Origin of the sequence: Halomonas sp. HK25 (assembly GCF_047795635.1) — a bacterium.
Lineage (GTDB): Bacteria > Pseudomonadota > Gammaproteobacteria > Pseudomonadales > Halomonadaceae > Halomonas.
The window spans coordinates 2748908-2765269 of record NZ_CP181044.1 but is presented as its reverse complement, the minus strand read 5'-3'; the positions used below and the strand labels follow the sequence as shown (position 1 = coordinate 2765269).

Genomic DNA, 16362 nt, shown 5'->3' with positions numbered 1-16362 from the left:
GACAGGAGAGCCACCATGACCGAGACCATGCGCGCCATGCGCCTGCACGCTGCCGGCCAGCCGCTGCTGCTGGAGGCGGTGCCCCGCCCGCGTCCGGGCCCCGGCGAGGTGCAGCTTCGCGTGCTGGCCTGCGGGGTCTGCCGCACCGACCTGCACGTAGTGGATGGTGAGCTTCCCGATCCCCGCCTGCCCCTGGTGCCCGGCCACGAGATCGTCGGCGAGATCAGTGCGCTGGGGGAGGGGGTGGCGGGGTTGACGCCGGGCCAGCGGGTGGGCGTGCCCTGGCTGGGCTGGACCTGCGGCGAGTGCGAGCCCTGCCGCCGGGGCGAGGAGAATCTCTGCGAACGCGCCGAGTTCACCGGCTATACCCGCGATGGCGGCTACGCAGAATACTGCGTGGCCGATGCCCGCTACTGCTTCCCCGTGCATGGCGACGACGCTCAGGCCGCTGCGCCGCTGCTCTGCGCCGGGCTGATCGGCTATCGCACCTGGCGCCTGGCGGGCGGGGAGTCGCCCCATCGGCTGGGCATCTACGGCTTCGGCGCCGCCGCCCATATCCTGATCCAGCTGGCGCTGTCCCGCGGCCAGCGGGTCTACGCCTTCACCCGGCCCGGCGACGACGAGGCCCAGGCCTTCGCCCTTCGGCTGGGTGCGACCTGGGCCGGCGGCAGCGACCAGGCGCCCCCCGAGCCGCTGGACGCCGCCCTGCTGTTCGCCCCGGTAGGCGAGCTGATTCCCACGGCGCTCTCCCACGTGCGCCCCGGTGGGGTGGTGGTCTCCGGGGGCATCCATATGTCGGATATCCCGAGCTTTCCCTACCGCCTGCTCTGGGAGGAGCGCTCGGTGAAGTCGGTGGCCAACCTCACACGGCGTGACGGCGAGGCGTTCCTGGCCCTGGCCCCCGAGGTGCCGATCTACACCGAGACCCGCGCCTATCCACTGGCAGAGGCCAACCAGGCCCTCGAGGACCTGCGCGCGGGGCGGCTCTCCGGGGCGGCGGTGCTGATTCCCTAGGCTCTGTCCGAAAACTGGCTGCGCTCGGCCATACGGCGTTAAAAATCGGCTCAAAGTACTCATTTACACCCCGTAAACTCCGTCTTTTCGCCGATTTTTGCCTTGTCTGGCCTTCGCTCGCCGACTTTTCAGACAAGCCTAGTCCCGCTGTCGGCCCGGCGCCCGGGCCGTGCAGCGGTTCGCGCCGGCGGGTCAGGCGAAGAGGTCGCCCTGCCGATGGGGCGGTCGAAAGGCCTGGGTGTCCAGGCGCATCGCCGCCTCGGCCTTCGAGGTATTCAGCCCCAGCCGCCGGCAGGCCGCACGGAAACGCTGCTCGAGCAGGTCGGCGAAGACCCCCTCGCCACGCATGCGGTGGCCGAAGCGCGGGTCGTAGTCCTTCCCGTCGCGACACTGGTGGATCAGGCTCATCACCTTGCCGGCGCGCTCAGGATAGTGCGTCTCCAGCCAGGCCTTGAACAGCGGGGCCACCTCGTGGGGCAAGCGCAGCAGCATCCAGCCGGCGGTGGCGGCGCCGGCGTCCGCGGCCGCCGCCAGCAGGCGTTCCAGTTCGTGGTCGGTCAGCCCCGGAATCATCGGGGCGACCAGGGTGCCGACGGGAACCCCCGCGCCGCTCAGGGACCGGATGACCCGCAGTCGTGCGGCCGGCGAGGCGGCCCGGGGCTCCAGGGTGCGCTTCAGGTCGGCGTCGAGGCTGGTCAGGCTCACCATCACCCGGACCAGGCGGCGCTCGGCGAGGGCCGTGAGCAGGTCCAGGTCGCGCAGGATCAGGGCGCCTTTGGTCACCAGGGTGACCGGGTGGCGGCACTCAAGCAGGAAGGTGAGCAGTTCCCGGGTGCGGCGCTGGCTGGCCTCGATGGGCTGGTAGACATCGGTGTTGCCGGCGAGGTTGATGGGACGGCAGACATAGCCCGGCCGGCACAGCTCTTCCGTCAGGCGCTCCACCAGGCCGGAGCGGGCAATCAGCTTCGTCTCGAAGTCGAGCCCCGGAGAGAGGTCCCAGTAGGCGTGGCTGGGGCGGGCATAGCAGTAGATGCAGCCGTGCTCGCAGCCCCGGTAGGGGTTGATCGAGCGGTCGAAGGGCAGGTCCGGGGAGGTGTTCCAGGCCAAGGCGCTGCGCGCGCGCTCTTCGCGCACCTCGGTGGTCAGGCTTGCCGGCGCCTCGTGCTGCCACCAGCCGTCGTCTTCCTCCACGCTGAGGGTAGAGGCGAAGCGGTTGTGGGGATCGAAGGTGGCGCCGCGGCCCTTGCGGGGGAGGGGGGCCGCTCGGGTCGATGAAGCCATGGGGTACCTCCATTTTTATGTACATACGTACAGTTATTCGGATCAGTGTAGCGCCTGCGATCCCGCCTGTCATGGGCCACCGCCCCGGGCGGGCGTCTCTGGTAAGATGGGCGCCCCAAGTCAGGATGCCCCTGCCAGGAGTGGCCCATGAGCGTGATCCCCGACCGTCTTCCCCAGCTCGACAGCATCGCCGCGGAGCGTGCCGTTCGGCGCCTCGACCGCCTGACCAAGCCGCCGGGCAGCCTGGGGCGTCTGGAGCGCCTGGCCGTGGAGCTGGCGGCGATCCAGGGGCAGGCGCTGCCGCAGGTCTCGCCTCCCGCCATGCTGGTGTTTGCCGCCGATCACGGGGTGGCGGCCGAGGGCGTCTCGGCCTTCCCTCAGGCAGTGACCGCCCAGATGGTGGTCAATTTCACCGCGGGCGGCGCGGCCATCAATGTCTTCGCCCGACAGCACGGGGCACGCCTCGAGGTCATCGACGTCGGCGTGGCCACGCCCCTGCCCGCAGGCGCGGCCGCCCACCCGCTGCTGGTGGACGCGAAGGTTCGCTCCGGCACCGCCAACATGCGCGAGCGCGATGCCATGAGCCGCGATGAGGCGACGCAGGCCATGGCGGCTGGCGTGCGCGCCGCCCAGCGCGCCGCCGCGGCGGGCTGCCGCAGCCTGATCGTCGGCGAGATGGGCATCGCCAATACCACCGCCAGCAGCGCCCTGCTGGCCGCGCTGACCGGTGAGCCAGTCGCAGGGCTGGTGGGCCCAGGCACCGGCATCGACGCCGAACGACTCGCCCACAAGCGGGCGGTGATCGAGCTCGTCCTGGCCGCTCGCCGGCCGGACCCGGCCGACCCCCTGGGTGCCCTGGCCGCAGTGGGCGGGCTCGAGATCGCCGCCATGGCCGGCGCCTTCCTGGGCGGTGCGAGCCACCGTCTGCCGCTGATCGTCGACGGCTTTATCGCCACGGTGGCAGCACTCGTGGCCTGCCGGCTTCGTCCGAGCCTGCGCGACTACCTGATCTTCGGCCATCGCTCCCGGGAGCCCGGCCATGAACTGGCATTGACGGCGCTGGATGCTCGCCCGCTGCTCGACGTCGAGCTGCACCTGGGAGAGGGCACCGGCGCCGCCCTGGCCTTCCCGCTGCTGGACTCGGCCTGCCGCCTGCTGGCCGAGATGGCCACCTTCGACGATATCGGCATCGACGCCGCCCATGGCTGAACCGCTGTCCCTGGCGCTGCTGGGCCTGATGCTGGCCGCCGTGACGCTGGACCTCGCCATCGGCGACCCACGCCGCCTGCCGCATCCGGTGGTGGGCATGGGTGCGGTGATCGCTCGACTGGAGCGCGCCTGGAACCATGGTACTCCGCGGGCCCGCCGGGCCAGGGGGGTGCTGATGACGGTCCTGGTGGTGGTGAGCACCGGGTGGCTGGCCTGGGCGACCATCGCCCTGCTCGCGCGGATCCATCCCTGGCTGGGCTGGCTCGCCGAGGGATGGCTGCTGGCCAGCTGCCTGGCGATCCGGGGACTGCGCGATGCCGCCCTGGCGGTGGCCGCCCCGCTGGCCGACGGCGATCTGCCCGCCGCGCGCCGGGCGCTCTCCATGATCGTCGGCCGCGACACTGACGGGCTGGCGGAGCCCGAGATCGCTCGCGGCGCGGTGGAGACCGTGGCCGAGAACACCGTGGACGGCATCACCGCGCCGCTCTTCTTCGCCCTGCTGGGCGGCGCGCCCCTGGCGCTGGCCTACAAGGCGGTCAATACCCTCGACTCCATGGTGGGCTACCGCAGCGAGCGCTTTCGTCACTTCGGCCGGGCCTCGGCGCGGCTGGATGACGCCGCCAACTGGCTGCCGGCACGGCTCACCGCCCTGACCCTGTGGCTGGGCGCTCGCTGCCTGGCACTGTGTGACTGCGGTTTACGCCCCCGTGGGGCGCTGGCCGCCACCCGCCGCGAGGCGCCACGCCACTTGAGCCCCAACAGCGGCTGGCCCGAGGCGATGGTGGCCCACCTGCTGGGCATCCAGCTCGGCGGCACCAATCACTACCGCGGCGAGGTCTCCGAGCGGGCTCGCCTCGGCGTGCCCCAAGCGACGCTGGGCGCCGCCCATATCCCGGCGGCGATTCGCCTGATGCACGGCGGCTGGCTGGGTTTTCTGGCGCTGCTGGCGGCGGCGGTCCTGCTGAGGGAGACGTTGTTATGAGTCCCGAGGACTCCGGTATGACCCCGAGCGACTGGCCCCTGCACGGCGGGCAGCCGGGGCCGCTGCTGGCCCGCTTCGGGCTGGCGGATGACATGCCGCTGCTGGACGCCAGCGCCAACCTCAACCCCCTAGGGCCGCCGGCCTGGCTCGCCGGCTGGCTGGCGCAGCGCCTGCAAGGCGGGGGCCGCGAGCTTGCCCGCTACCCCGACCCCGACTACCGCGAGGCGCGCGAGGCCATCGCCGCCCATGAGGGGGTGGCCCCCGAGCAGGTGCTGCTGACCAACGGCGGCGCCGAGGCAATCTTCCTGGCCGCCGCCCTCCAGGTCCGGGAGTGGCCGTGCGCCCCCGCGGCCATCGTCCAGCCCACCTTCGCCGAGTACGCTCGGGCCTGCGTCGCCCATGACCTGCCGGTCCGGCCTATCCCCCTGGCGCCGCCCGACTTTCGCCTGGACCCCGAGGCCCTGGTTGCCGGCCTGGGCGCGGCCCGCCTGCTACTGCTGTGTCGGCCCAACAACCCCACCGGCACCCTGGTGCCGCGGACCGCGGTCGAGCGGCTGCTCGAGCTGACTGCCGGCCGCGGCTGTCGGGTGGTGGTGGACGAGGCCTTTATCGAGTTCGTCGGCGACGAGGACGGAGAGACGGCGGAAGCACTGACGCCGCTGCTGGCACGCTTCGACCATCTGGTCCTGCTGCGCTCGCTGACCAAGGTATATAGCCTGCCCGGGCTGCGTTTGGGCTACCTGCTGGCCGACCCCCGGACGGTGCAGCGGGCCGCCGCCTGCCAGCCCGCCTGGAGCGTCAACGGCCTGGCCGCAGCGCTGGTGGCGCCGCTGCTGGCGGATCGCGATTTCACGAGGCGTACCGACGCCTGGCTCGCCGCCGAGCGGCCGCGGCTGGCGGCGGGCCTGGAGGCGTTGGGGCTTTCAGTGGTGCCGAGCCGGGCCAACTTCTTCCTGGTGCGCCACCCGGCGGGGCGCGCTGCGACCCGGGCGCTGCTGCCGGCATTGCTGCGTCGCGGCGTGCTGGTGCGCCATACCGAATCCTTTGCGGGTCTCGACGGCGGTTGGCTGCGCCTGGCCCTGGGCGACGCCGAGGCCAACGAGCGCCTGCTGACGGCCCTGGCCGATGTCCTCCAGGAGTGCCTGCAGACCCCGCAAGATGGGGGCTCGCCATGATCGCGTTGGTCAGCGGCGGGGCGCGCTCCGGCAAGAGTCGCCACGCCGAGGCGCTGGCCGGCGCGCTGCACACCGCCCGCGGCGGTCGGCGCTGGTACCTGGCGACTGCCCAGCCCCAGGCCCGGGTCGCGGACGCCGAGATGGCCGAGCGCATCGCCCGCCACCGGCGCGAGCGTGGCGCCGGCTGGCACACCCTGGAAGTCCCCCTGGCCCTGGAAGCCGCCCTGGCTCGCGTCAGTGGCGGCGATACCGTGCTGCTCGACTGCCTCACCCTGTGGGCGAGCCAGTGGCTCTACGCGGGCGGGGGCAGCGAGGGTGAGGGAGAGGCGCTGCTGGCCCGGCTGATCGAGACGGCCCGGACGCGTGAGATCGCCCTGGTGGTGGTTTCCAATGATCTCAACGAGGATCTGCCGCCCGCCGACACCGAGACCTGGCGCTACCTGGCCTTCCTGCAGCGGCTCCACTGCCATCTGGCCCGGGAGGCCGACCGGGTCATCGAGGTAGTGGCCGGGCTGCCCATCGACTGGAAGGCTCCAGGGGAGCGAGATATGGAGATCCTGGGATGAGAGAGGCCCTCTACGGGCTGGTGCTGGCCCTGCAGTTCCTGACCCGGATTCCCCTGCCCATCGCCTGCCCCTGGCACGTTTCTTTACGGTCGGGCACCTGCCGCTGGGCGCTGCGCGCCTTCCCCCTGGTGGGGCTCGTGATCGGCTCGGCCCTGGCGGCCCTGGCCACCCTGGGGCAGGGGCTGCCCACCCCGCTGCTGGCGCTGGCGTTGCTCAGCCTGTGGGTGGCGCTCTCCGGGGGCTTGCACCTGGACGGCGTCATGGACGTGGCCGATGCGCTGGGCAGCAATGCCCCCCTGGATAAGCGCTGGGCGATCATGAAGGACAGCCAGGTGGGCAGCTTCGCGATCCTGGCGCTGGTGTTCCTGCTGGCCTGGAAGGGCATGCTGCTCTGGGCGCTGCTCGAGGCCGGCGTCAGCCCCTGGCTGTGGGTGGCGCTGCCGGCCCTGGCGCGCTTCGGGGCGCTGGTGCTGCTGCGCCTGGCCCCCCTGGCACGACGCGAGGGGCTGGCGTGGACCTGGCGGCAGCACCTGGCCCGGCGCGACCTGGCGCTGGCGCTGCTGCCGCTGGTGGTCGTCTTCGGTTTTCTGCCCGGCGGCGTCTGGCTGCTCGGCGCCCTGTGCGCTTTTTTGTTTGTTTATGGCCTGGTCATGGTCCGGGCCTTCACCGGCATCAACGGCGATATCGTCGGTGCCGCCATCGAGGGAGGAGAACTATGGCTGCTGCTCAGCGCCTGGAGCTGGTGGTGGTTCGTCATGGCGTGACCCGCTGGAACCTGGACCGACGCTACCAGGGACAGCGTGACATCCCGCTGCTGCTGCCCGATGCCGTGCCGGACATGGATCGGCTGCGCGACCACCTGGCAGGCGAGGCGTTCGACGCCGTGCACTGCAGCGACCTGACCCGCTGCCGCCAGACCCTGGCCCATGTGCTGCCGGGGCGCGAGGGGGAGGCGTCCTTCGATGCGCGTCTGCGCGAGCTCGACTTCGGCGACTATGAGGGGCGTACCTGGGACGAGCTCAAGGACGACCCGCGCTATCGCGCCTGGGTGGACAGCGCCGGCAGGCAGGCGCCGCCCGGCGGTGAGTCTGCCGACGACCTCTGGGCGCGACTCGAAGCCTGGCTCGAGGGCGTGCTGGCCCAGGCCGCCCGGCAGGGGCATCGTCGCGTGCTGGCGGTGAGCCACGGCGGGGCCATTCGCGAACTGCGTCGGCGCCTGGAAGCGACCGACTTCTGGGAGGGCGTCGTGGGCCAGGCCCAGGGGCGCCGTTTCGTGATCGAGAACGGCGATGACAAGGGTAAGGAAAAGGGAGACTGGCAATGCTGTGCGTCATCGGCGGTGCCTGCTCAGGGCGAAGCGCACTAGTCGCTGCGCGCTATCCCCGAGCGGACTGGTACCGGCTGGGGCCGGGAGAATCGCCGGCGGCCTGGGCCGGCCTGCAGACGTCGGGCGGTGTCCTGGTGATCACCGGCTGGGCGGATTGGCTCAAGGCCCGGCTTGCCGCGACGGTCGACGACGAGGCCGTGCGCGCGGCCTGGCGAGACCTTCTCGTGGCGCTCGGCGAAGCAGAGCGCGAGACGGGGGGTGAGGCCCTGCTGATCCTCGACGAGATGGGCTCCGGCATCGTGCCCCTGGACCCGGTGGCACGGCGCCTGCGCGACCACAACGGCTGGCTGACTCAGGAGGTCGCGGCGCGCAGCCGGGTCGTCTGTCAGGTGCGCCATGGGCTTTGCAAGCGGTTGAAATAAAATGGCTTTAAATCGGTCGTTCGACTTTTGGCGTTGACCCCAAGGCCGCTGGTTGCTAGCTTACGCGCACTCTCAGGTGCTGGCGGAGTGAGTGCCGCCAGGTAAACGGGAAGTCGGTCCATTCCGACGCTGCCCCCGCAACGGTGATCGAGTCAAGAACCGCCTCAGTGCCACTGTGCCCCCGGCATGGGAAGGCGGCGGTTCAGCAGGTTCCTGGCATCACGATCAGGCCCTCGCTCGTCAGTCCGGAGACCGGCCCGAGAGCGCATGCCGAATCGCGGAGGGCGGTCATCAGGCAGGGCATCGACCGCTCCATTCGCGCCGCTTCCCTTCCTTCTGTTCCTCTGCGCCGGCCCTCAAAAAAAGCTGGACGCCGTGCGGGTGAGCACGGCGAAGCAAGGGACAGACATGAACACCACTTTTGCCTCCCGCGGCCTGGCGACCTTCGCCCTGGCAGCACTCCCCCTGGCGATTCAGGCTGCTGAGCCTCCGCAAGATAGCTCGGCCGCCACCACCGCCGAGCCGCAGAGCCTCAACCCCATGGTGGTGACTGCCGCCCTGGCGCCGCGCACCGCCGACGAAACGCTGGCCTCCGTCACTGTGCTCGACGAGGCGACCCTGCGCCGCCAGGGCCCGGTAAGCCTTTCCGATCTGCTGCGCGGTCAGCCGGGGGTAGACGTCAGCTCCAGCGGCAGCTTCGGCAAGAACAGCAGCGTCTTCATCCGCGGCACCAACAGCGACCAGAATGTGTTGCTGATCGATGGCATTCGCCTGCGCTCCGCTACCACTGGCGGCGCCGCCTGGCAGTTCCTCGACCCGCGCATGTTCCAGCGAGCCGAGATCGTGCGCGGCCCCCGCGGCAGCCTCTATGGCGCCGATGCCGTGGGCGGCGTGGTGCAGCTCTTTACCCCGGAAGGCGAGGAGGGCGCGCCCCAGCCGCGGGTTTCCGTGGGTGGCGGCTCGTTCAACACCCAGCGCTACAGCGCCAGCATGGCCGGCGGCAGCGGCGGCACCCGCTACTATGTCGCCGGCAGTCGGTTCGATACCGATGGGCAGCCGGTACGCGAGGGCGGTGACGACAAGGGCTATGACAACACCTCGGGCCTGGTCAGGCTCTCCCACTCCTTCGATAACGACGCCGAGATCGGTGTGCTGGCGCTGCGCGCCCGCGGCAATACCGAGTTCGACGGTGGAGAAACCGATTTCATCCAGCAGGTAGCCGGGGTCTACGGTGAGATTCCCGTCAGCGAAACGTGGCGCAGCCGCCTGACCCTGAGCGAGTCGCGGGATGAGAGCGATACGCTCGATGCTTTCGGTTTTTCCGTCTTCGATACCCAGACCCGGACGGCGCGCTGGGAAAATACCCTTGGCTTTGGCGTTCACGAACTGGTGGCAGGTGCCGAGTACAGCGAGGACCGTGTCAGCAGCACCGCTGAGTACGACGAGACAAGCCGCGACAATGTCGCCGTCTTCGCCCAGGGCCTGCTCGATTTCTCGCCTGTTGCTGCTCAGGCAAGCCTGCGCTACGACGACAACCAGGCCTTCGGTGAAGAGGTCACCGGCAGCCTGGCGCTGGGTTACGATCTCGATCGCCACCATACGCTGCGCGCGAGTGTCGGCACGGCCTTCAAGGCGCCCAGCTTCAATGATCTCTATTTCCCCGGTTTCGGCAACCCGGACCTGAATGCCGAGACGTCAGAGACCTTCGAGCTGGGAATCCGTGGTCAGTACCGAACGCTCTTCTGGGACCTGGCGGCCTATCAGACCGATATTGATGACCTGATTGCCTTTACGCTTCAGGACGGCCGATTCTCGGCCTTCAACGTCGATGAGGCCCGCATCCGCGGCGTCGAGTTGTCTGCTGGCGCCGAGATCGATGACTGGACCCTGCAGGCGGCACTGACCTATACCGATCCCGAAGATCGTGAGTCCGGTAACCGGCTGGCTCGCCGTGCCAGCCAGAGCCTGCGTCTGGATGTAGACCGTGAGCTGGGCGACTGGTCGCTGGGTGGCTCCTGGATTGCCCAGAACCACCGCTATAACGACGCTGACAATCAGCAACGACTTGCCGGCTACGGTCAGGTCAATCTGCGCGCCGGCTGGCAGTTCGCGCCCATGTGGTCGGCGCGCCTGACCGTGGAGAACGCCCTGGACAAGGAGGTGACGACCGCACGCTTCTTCGATGGCGACGACTATCTCAACGCTGGCCGTGCGGCCTTTGTCAGTGTTCACTTTGGCCAGTAACGGCCGGATCAGCGGGGCCTCTGGCCCCGCTACCGTTTCCAGCGCTTTGCTCGGCCTGGCCCTGTCGGGGCTGGTTGTGGGCGAGGCGCATGCCGGCACGCGCTGCGCCGTCGACGACCGCGACCGCGAGGTGTGCCTCGAGCAGCCGGCCGGCCGCATCGCCGCGCTCTCGCCCGGGGCCACCGAGCTGGTCTATGCCGCCGGCGCCGGTGACAAGGTCGTGGCGGTGGTCGCCTATAGCGACTATCCGCCCGAGGCCAAGCAGGTCCAGTCGGTCGGCAGCCACACCCGCATGGACCTGGAAACCCTGGTATCGCTCGCGCCGGATCTGGTGATCGGCTGGGTCACCGGCAACCCGGCGGAGCAGCTCGAGACCCTCGAGGGGCTGGGCATGCCGGTGTTCTATATCGAGCCCCACACCGTCGAGGGGGTCGCCAGCGCCATCGAGCGGCTGGCGCTTCTCGCCGGCAGCGAGGCGGCGGGCGACGCCGAGGCCGCGCGCTTCCGCGAGGGCATGGCGGAGCTCGCCGAGCGCCATGCCGAGACCGAGCCGGTATCGGTCTTCTATCAGGTGTGGGACGAGCCGCTGATGACCGTCAACGACGAGCATCTGATTGGCCAGGTGGTGACCCTGTGCGGCGGCGTCAATGTCTTCGGAGACCTCTCGCGGCTGGTGCCGCGGCTCGACGACGAGTCGGTGCTGGCCGCCGACCCCGAAGCGATCATCGCCGGCGGCATGGGCGAGGAAAACCGCCACTGGCTCACCCACTGGGAGCAGTATCCGGGCCTGACCGCGGTCGCCAGTGACAATCTGTTCTTCGTACCGCCCTCGCTGATCCAACGACCGACCCCGCGCCTGCTGGAGGGGAGTCGCATTCTCTGTGAAAAACTGGAGGTCGCACGTGCCAGACGGTAGAGAACCCTGATGCGCCAGTTGAGCCTGCCCCTGGGCATACTGCTGGCGGCATCGCTGGCGGCGCTGGCGCTGTCGGTCAGCGTCGGCAGCGTCAGCGTGGCGCCAGACGCGCTGTGGGCGGTGCTCACCGGGGGGGGCGAGGTCCTGCCACGTACCCTGGTCCTCGAGCTGCGGGTGCCGCGTTCGCTGTCGGCCTTCGCCGTCGGCGGGCTGCTGGCGGTGGCGGGTGCGCTGATGCAGGTATTGCTGCGCAACCCCCTGGCCGACCCCTATGTGCTGGGGCTCTCCGGTGGCGCCTCGGTGGGGGCGCTCGCCGCCATGCTGGGCGGCATGGGGGGACTGGTGATCTCGGGCTCGGCCTTCGGCGGGGCGCTGGCCTCGACCCTGCTGGTGTTCGGCCTGGCCCACGGCACCGGCAGCTGGACGCCGTCACGGTTGCTGCTCACCGGGGTGGTGGTGGCCGCCGGCTGGGGGGCGGTGATCACCCTGATGCTGGCGGTGAGCCCCGCCGACCGCCTGCCGGGCATGCTCTACTGGCTGATGGGGGATCTCTCCTACGCGCGAACCCCCTGGCCACCGCTTGCCATGCTGCTGGTGGTCTGTCTGCTGGTGATCCCGCTGGGGCGCAGTCTCAACGTGCTGGCCCGTGGGCCGCTGCAGGCGGCGGCGCTGGGGGTGGCGGTGCGGCCGCTGGAGTGGGTCATTTATGTCGCCGCCAGCCTGCTGACCGCCATGGCGGTGACCACCGCCGGCAGCATCGGTTTCGTCGGCCTGGTGGTACCGCATATGCTGCGCCTGGTGCTGGGCAACGATCAGCGCCTGATCCTGCCGGCCTGCGCCCTGGCCGGCGGCGCCCTGCTGGTACTGGCGGATACCCTGGCGCGCACCCTGATCGCGCCGGAACAGCTGCCGGTGGGGGTGATCACCGCGCTGCTCGGCGTACCGACCTTCCTCTATCTGCTCTACCGGAGCCGCTGATGAGTCGACTGTGCCCGGATCTAGCGTCGGTCGGCGTACCGAGCGCCTTGTTGCTCTACCTGCGCGATGGGGACCGCCGATGAGTCGACTCGAGGCCCGTGGACTGGTCATCGACGTGCCGGAGCGTGAGGACGGTCGAGCCATCGACCTTTGCCTGGAGCCTGGCCAGGTGTGGGGTGTGCTGGGCCCCAACGGGGCCGGCAAGACCACCCTGCTGCATACCCTGGCCGGGCTGCGTGTGCCGCGGCGCGGGCAGGTGCGGCTCGACGATCGGCCGCTCGCCACGCTGGGCCGTCGCCAGATCGCCCAGCGGCTGGGGCTGGTATTCCAGGATAGCCAGGACGGTTTTCCCGCCACGGTGCGCGAGACCGCCCTGATCGGCCGCCACCCCTTCCTGTCGCCCTGGCAGATGGAGGGCGGCGAGGACCTGCGGCTGGCCGAGGCGGCGCTGGCCCGCCTGGACGTGGCCCACTTGGCCGATCGCCTGGTGAGCACCCTCTCCGGCGGCGAGCGCCAGCGTCTGGCCATTGCCACGGTACTGACCCAGGGGCCGAAGATATGGCTTGCCGATGAACCGACCAATCATCTGGACCTGCACCACCAGACCGCCGTCATGGCGCTGCTCGCCGAACAGGCCGCTGCCGGTCATGCTGTGATGATGTGTCTCCACGACCTCAATCTGGCGGCGCGCTGGTGCGACCACCTGCTGCTGCTCTATCCGGATGGTGAGGCCTGCTGGGGCCCGGCTCGGAGCATGCTGGTGCCCGCTGCCCTGGAGCGCCTCTATGGCCAGCGCCTGGCCACTGCCGAGATCAACGGCACGCCGGTTTTTGTGCCGGTGAGATGAGCGGGTCTAGCGGGCGTTGCGAAAGCGCATCACCGGGCGCTGATCGGCAGGATCGATGAGAAAATCCACCTGCACGCCGAAGGTGCGATAGAGCCGGTCGGCGCTGAGCACCTGCTGCGGCTCGCCGAGGTCAACCAGCCGCCCGGCCTCCATCACCCCGATGCGATCGCAGCCCATGGCCTGATTGAGGTCATGCAGAGCGATGACCACCGTGACCGGTAGCTGCCTGACCAGCTGCAGGATCGAGAGCTGGTGACGAATATCGAGGTGGTTGGTGGGTTCGTCGAGGAGCAGGATCTTGGGCTGCTGGGCCAGGGCGCGGGCGATATGCACGCGCTGGCGCTCACCGCCGGAGAGTGTATGCCAGAGGCGTTCCGCCAGATGCGCCATGCCGACATCATGCAGGGCTTTAGTGACAATCGCGTCGTCGCTGTCGGACCACGGCTGCAGCGCCGAGAGGAAGGGCGTGCGGCCCAGCGCCACCGCCTCGCGTACCACGATGCGGTCGAGGGTCTCCGCCTGCTGCTCGACGAAGGCGATGGTGCGGGCGATATCACGCTGGGGCATGGTGTACATCGGTTGGTCGTCTATCAGCACGCGCCCGCGTTTCGGTTTGCGGAGCCCGGCCAGCACCCGCAGCAGGGTGGTCTTGCCCGAACCGTTGGGGCCGATCAGGCCGAAGGTCTCGCCGGGCTCCACCGCCAGGCTGACGTCGTCGAGCAGCCGATGACCATGCACCGCCCAGTCGATGTGGTGTGCTGCCAGCCTCATCGTGCCTTGGTCCCCCGAACGAGAATTATGGCGAAGGCGGGGGCCCCGATCAGCGCGGTGACCACCCCGATCGGCAGCACCTGTCCCGGCACGATGATCCGCGAGATGATGTCGGCACCGATCAAGAAGACGGCACCGGCCAGCGCCGAAGCGGTCACCAGACGGGTGTGGCGGCTACCGACGATAAAGCGCATGGCGTGGGGAATCACCAGCCCCACGAAGCCGATGGCGCCTACCATGGAGACCATCACCGCGGTCACCAGGGCCATGCTGGTAATCAGCATGCCGCGCACGCGGCGCACAGAGATGCCCAGCGAGGCGGCGCTGTCGGCACCGAAAGTGAAGGCATCCAGCGCCTGGCGATGCCATAGGCAGACCAGCAGACCGGCCAGGGCAGCGGGGAGCCCCAGCACGACATCGTCCCAGCGCACCCCGGAGAGGTTGCCCATCAGCCAGAACATGATGCCCCGCGCCTGCTCGGCGCTCGCCGACTTGGCGATGATAAAGGCAGTCAGGGCATTGAACAGCTGCGAACCGGCGATACCCGCCAGAATGATGGCACCTGCGGCCTGGGTACTGCGGCCACCGCCGGTACCGCTGCCGGCGGCATGCGCCAGCAGCACCACCAGTCCGAAGGCCAGCCCCGCCCCGGCGAAGGCACCCAGCGAGAGCGTCACGGCACCGGCGCCGAGCCCGGCGATGGTCACCGCCACGGCGCCGGTGGAGGCACCGGCGGAAATGCCCATCAGGAAGGGGTCGGCGAGGGGGTTGCGCAGCAGCGCCTGTAACACGACGCCGGCCAGGGCCAGCCCGGCGCCGCAGCAGCCGGCGAGAATCGCGCGGCTGAGGCGGTAGTTCCAGACGATCCCGGCGTCGATCCGGTCGACGGCAAAGCCTGCCCCCCATAGCTGGTTGGCCAGCACTTTGAGGATGGTATCCAGCGGAATCGGCGTCTCACCGATGGAAGTGCCGGCCATCACCGCCATCAACAGGATCAAGGGAGTCAGCCAGGTCCAGTGCCAGCGGAAGCGCAAAGGCTGACGTAATGTCAGGGTATGATTCATTGTTCGAAGGGTAGCGTGGAGAGAGCTTCCGCCAGCGTTTCGAGGCCGAAGATCGTGCGCAGGGTGGCACTCATGGCATGGGCATCCATTTCAATGATTCGCCCATGTTGCACCGCCGACATTTCGCGAGCAACGGGATCTTTGTGGAGAAAATCGAGCTTTGTTTCGATGTCGTCGGCAGGAAAGCGACGACGATCCATGCGTGCCACAACGATGACATCGGGATCGGCCCGGGCGATAGACTCCCAGCCGACATTGGGCCACTCTTCGTTGGATTGCACCACGTTACGGATGCCCAGGACGTCCATCATATAGCCCGGTGCGCCGAGCCGGCCGGCGACATAGGGATCGGCCGATTGATCGGGCGAAGAGAACCAGAACACCGCCGACAGGTTCTGCGGTAGATCGAGGCCTGCGGCGTGGGCAATGGCGCTGGCTTCACGTGATGCCAGATCTGCCACCAGGGCCTGCCCGGCGTCCTGTACATCGAAGATGGTGGCTAGCTCGGTGATGCCCTTGTAGATATGTTCGGGGGAGAAGGCGGCAATGCGGGTGCCGTCACCGCCGGTGGTGTTGTCCTTGGTATCGCAGTCGGCAGGCATGATGTAGGTGGCGATGCCCAGTTCATGAAACTGGTCGCGACTCGCCACGCTGCCGGTGGGGCCGACGTGCCACTCATACTGGGCGGCAACGAGCTCGGGGCGCTTGTTGACCACCGACTCGAAGCTCGGGTCGTTATCGGCAAGGCGGTCGATGCCGGCATTTATCTCGCGGAACTCCGGAAGTGCCGGTGTGAACCAGACCGAGGTGCCCGAAACCCGATCGGAAAGCCCCAGTGAATAAAGAGTCTCGGTGGCCGATTGCCCTACGGTGACCGTGCTTTTCGGTGAGGATGGGAAGCGAATCTCCGTGCCGCAATTGGTCAGTATCAGCGGATAATTCGTGCCGTCAGACATGGCGTAAGGAGCAGGAATAATCGATAGAGCGGCCAGTATATGGCGAATGAATGTCATAAGATTTCGTCCGGTATTCTTTGGATAATGGCCGCTGTATTTCGATATTTTCTGTCGAGTTGACGATGGTTAAGCCGCGTATTTTATGGCCATATCCTGATGGCTTTCGTTGCTATCCCTGGGGGTTGGGCGCACGCGGCGAAGATCATGGAGGAAGTCGGCCCAAAAAAACAAGCCCAGTTGGCGCCGATGCCGCACTTGCTTTAGGATGGCCTGACTAAAGATGGGTGCCCCTGCTGCCAGGGGATAATCGGGAAGTATGGTACGGCGCTTGCGCCAATCTCATCGCTGCCCCCGCAACGGTAATGAGTGAGTCGCCTGCGAAGACCACTGGCAATCGCCGGGAAGGTGCAGGCAACGGCGCGATGCTGCTGATCGCGTCCTCCTCGAGCCCGGAGACCGGCCCGTTATTTCATTTCATCCAGTGACGGTGCGGCGGGCACCGGGGATAGGGTGTTGTTGTGATTCCTTTCTTGCCCTCCAACGGGCCTTCCATCGGTGCCAGTAGCTGGCCAGCCAGCGGCTTGCCGTCGTCCCGACGCGTTCTTTCCGG

At 68.9% G+C, this 16362-nt stretch carries 16 protein-coding genes and 2 riboswitches; of the genes, 12 read left to right on the top strand and 4 right to left on the bottom strand.

Annotated elements, in window-relative coordinates:
* Positions 1-15: 15 nt before the first annotated feature.
* Complete coding sequence (locus tag ACM26W_RS13140) at positions 16-1014, top strand: zinc-dependent alcohol dehydrogenase family protein (RefSeq protein ID WP_416137431.1); 999 nt, start codon at positions 16-18, stop codon at positions 1012-1014.
* A 192-nt stretch (positions 1015-1206) separates the two neighbouring features.
* Here the strand turns inward: ACM26W_RS13140 and ACM26W_RS13135 are convergent, their stop codons facing one another.
* On the bottom strand, positions 1207-2295 hold the full coding sequence (locus tag ACM26W_RS13135) for a PA0069 family radical SAM protein (protein ID WP_416137430.1): 1089 nt from the start codon (positions 2293-2295) through the stop codon (positions 1207-1209).
* A gap of 147 nt (positions 2296-2442) precedes the next feature.
* Between ACM26W_RS13135 and cobT the strand changes: the two genes are divergently transcribed.
* The 11 genes from cobT to ACM26W_RS13080 all read left to right on the top strand — a co-directional run bounded on the left by cobT (position 2443) and on the right by ACM26W_RS13080 (position 12961).
* Complete coding sequence (gene cobT, locus ACM26W_RS13130) at positions 2443-3504, top strand: nicotinate-nucleotide--dimethylbenzimidazole phosphoribosyltransferase (RefSeq protein WP_416137429.1); 1062 nt, start codon at positions 2443-2445, stop codon at positions 3502-3504.
* Positions 3497-4486: an adenosylcobinamide-phosphate synthase CbiB gene (gene cbiB, locus ACM26W_RS13125; protein WP_416137428.1), complete on the top strand. Its 990-nt coding sequence runs from the start codon at positions 3497-3499 to the stop codon at positions 4484-4486. Before cobT ends, cbiB begins: the two co-directional genes overlap by 8 nt.
* Entirely contained in the window at positions 4483-5661 is a 1179-nt protein-coding gene (gene cobD, locus ACM26W_RS13120; RefSeq protein WP_416137427.1) for a threonine-phosphate decarboxylase CobD, read from the top strand. The genes cbiB and cobD overlap by 4 nt, the downstream gene beginning before the upstream one ends.
* Positions 5658-6227, top strand: a complete 570-nt coding sequence (locus ACM26W_RS13115) for a bifunctional adenosylcobinamide kinase/adenosylcobinamide-phosphate guanylyltransferase (RefSeq protein ID WP_416137426.1) — start codon at positions 5658-5660, stop codon at positions 6225-6227. Before cobD ends, ACM26W_RS13115 begins: the two co-directional genes overlap by 4 nt.
* Complete coding sequence (locus tag ACM26W_RS13110; protein WP_416137425.1) at positions 6224-6991, top strand: adenosylcobinamide-GDP ribazoletransferase; 768 nt, start codon at positions 6224-6226, stop codon at positions 6989-6991. Before ACM26W_RS13115 ends, ACM26W_RS13110 begins: the two co-directional genes overlap by 4 nt.
* On the top strand, positions 6943-7593 hold the full coding sequence (locus tag ACM26W_RS13105) for a histidine phosphatase family protein (RefSeq protein ID WP_416137424.1): 651 nt from the start codon (positions 6943-6945) through the stop codon (positions 7591-7593). The genes ACM26W_RS13110 and ACM26W_RS13105 overlap by 49 nt, the downstream gene beginning before the upstream one ends.
* Complete coding sequence (locus tag ACM26W_RS13100; RefSeq protein ID WP_416137423.1) at positions 7548-7976, top strand: bifunctional adenosylcobinamide kinase/adenosylcobinamide-phosphate guanylyltransferase; 429 nt, start codon at positions 7548-7550, stop codon at positions 7974-7976. Before ACM26W_RS13105 ends, ACM26W_RS13100 begins: the two co-directional genes overlap by 46 nt.
* Before the next feature lie 57 nt (positions 7977-8033).
* Positions 8034-8252: riboswitch (cobalamin riboswitch) on the top strand.
* A gap of 132 nt (positions 8253-8384) precedes the next feature.
* Positions 8385-10220 (top strand): TonB-dependent receptor domain-containing protein, encoded by a 1836-nt coding sequence (locus ACM26W_RS13095; protein ID WP_416137422.1) that lies wholly within the window; start codon positions 8385-8387, stop codon positions 10218-10220.
* Entirely contained in the window at positions 10186-11136 is a 951-nt protein-coding gene (locus tag ACM26W_RS13090; protein ID WP_416140887.1) for a cobalamin-binding protein, read from the top strand. Before ACM26W_RS13095 ends, ACM26W_RS13090 begins: the two co-directional genes overlap by 35 nt.
* A gap of 9 nt (positions 11137-11145) precedes the next feature.
* Entirely contained in the window at positions 11146-12114 is a 969-nt protein-coding gene (locus ACM26W_RS13085) for a FecCD family ABC transporter permease (protein ID WP_416137421.1), read from the top strand.
* 79 nt (positions 12115-12193) lie between these two features.
* Positions 12194-12961, top strand: coding sequence for an ABC transporter ATP-binding protein (locus ACM26W_RS13080; RefSeq protein ID WP_416137420.1), 768 nt, complete (start codon positions 12194-12196; stop codon positions 12959-12961).
* A 6-nt stretch (positions 12962-12967) separates the two neighbouring features.
* On the opposite strand, the gene ACM26W_RS13075 is transcribed toward ACM26W_RS13080, so the two are convergent.
* The 3 genes from ACM26W_RS13075 to ACM26W_RS13065 are packed head-to-tail and all read right to left on the bottom strand — an operon-like array spanning position 12968 to position 15752.
* Positions 12968-13732 (bottom strand): ABC transporter ATP-binding protein, encoded by a 765-nt coding sequence (locus tag ACM26W_RS13075; RefSeq protein WP_416137419.1) that lies wholly within the window; start codon positions 13730-13732, stop codon positions 12968-12970.
* Positions 13729-14796: a FecCD family ABC transporter permease gene (locus ACM26W_RS13070; protein WP_416137418.1), complete on the bottom strand. Its 1068-nt coding sequence runs from the start codon at positions 14794-14796 to the stop codon at positions 13729-13731. The genes ACM26W_RS13075 and ACM26W_RS13070 overlap by 4 nt, the downstream gene beginning before the upstream one ends.
* Complete coding sequence (locus ACM26W_RS13065; protein ID WP_416140886.1) at positions 14793-15752, bottom strand: ABC transporter substrate-binding protein; 960 nt, start codon at positions 15750-15752, stop codon at positions 14793-14795. The genes ACM26W_RS13070 and ACM26W_RS13065 overlap by 4 nt, the downstream gene beginning before the upstream one ends.
* 265 nt (positions 15753-16017) lie before the next feature.
* A riboswitch (cobalamin riboswitch) is annotated at positions 16018-16232 on the top strand.
* The last annotated feature ends 130 nt before the right edge of the window (positions 16233-16362 follow it).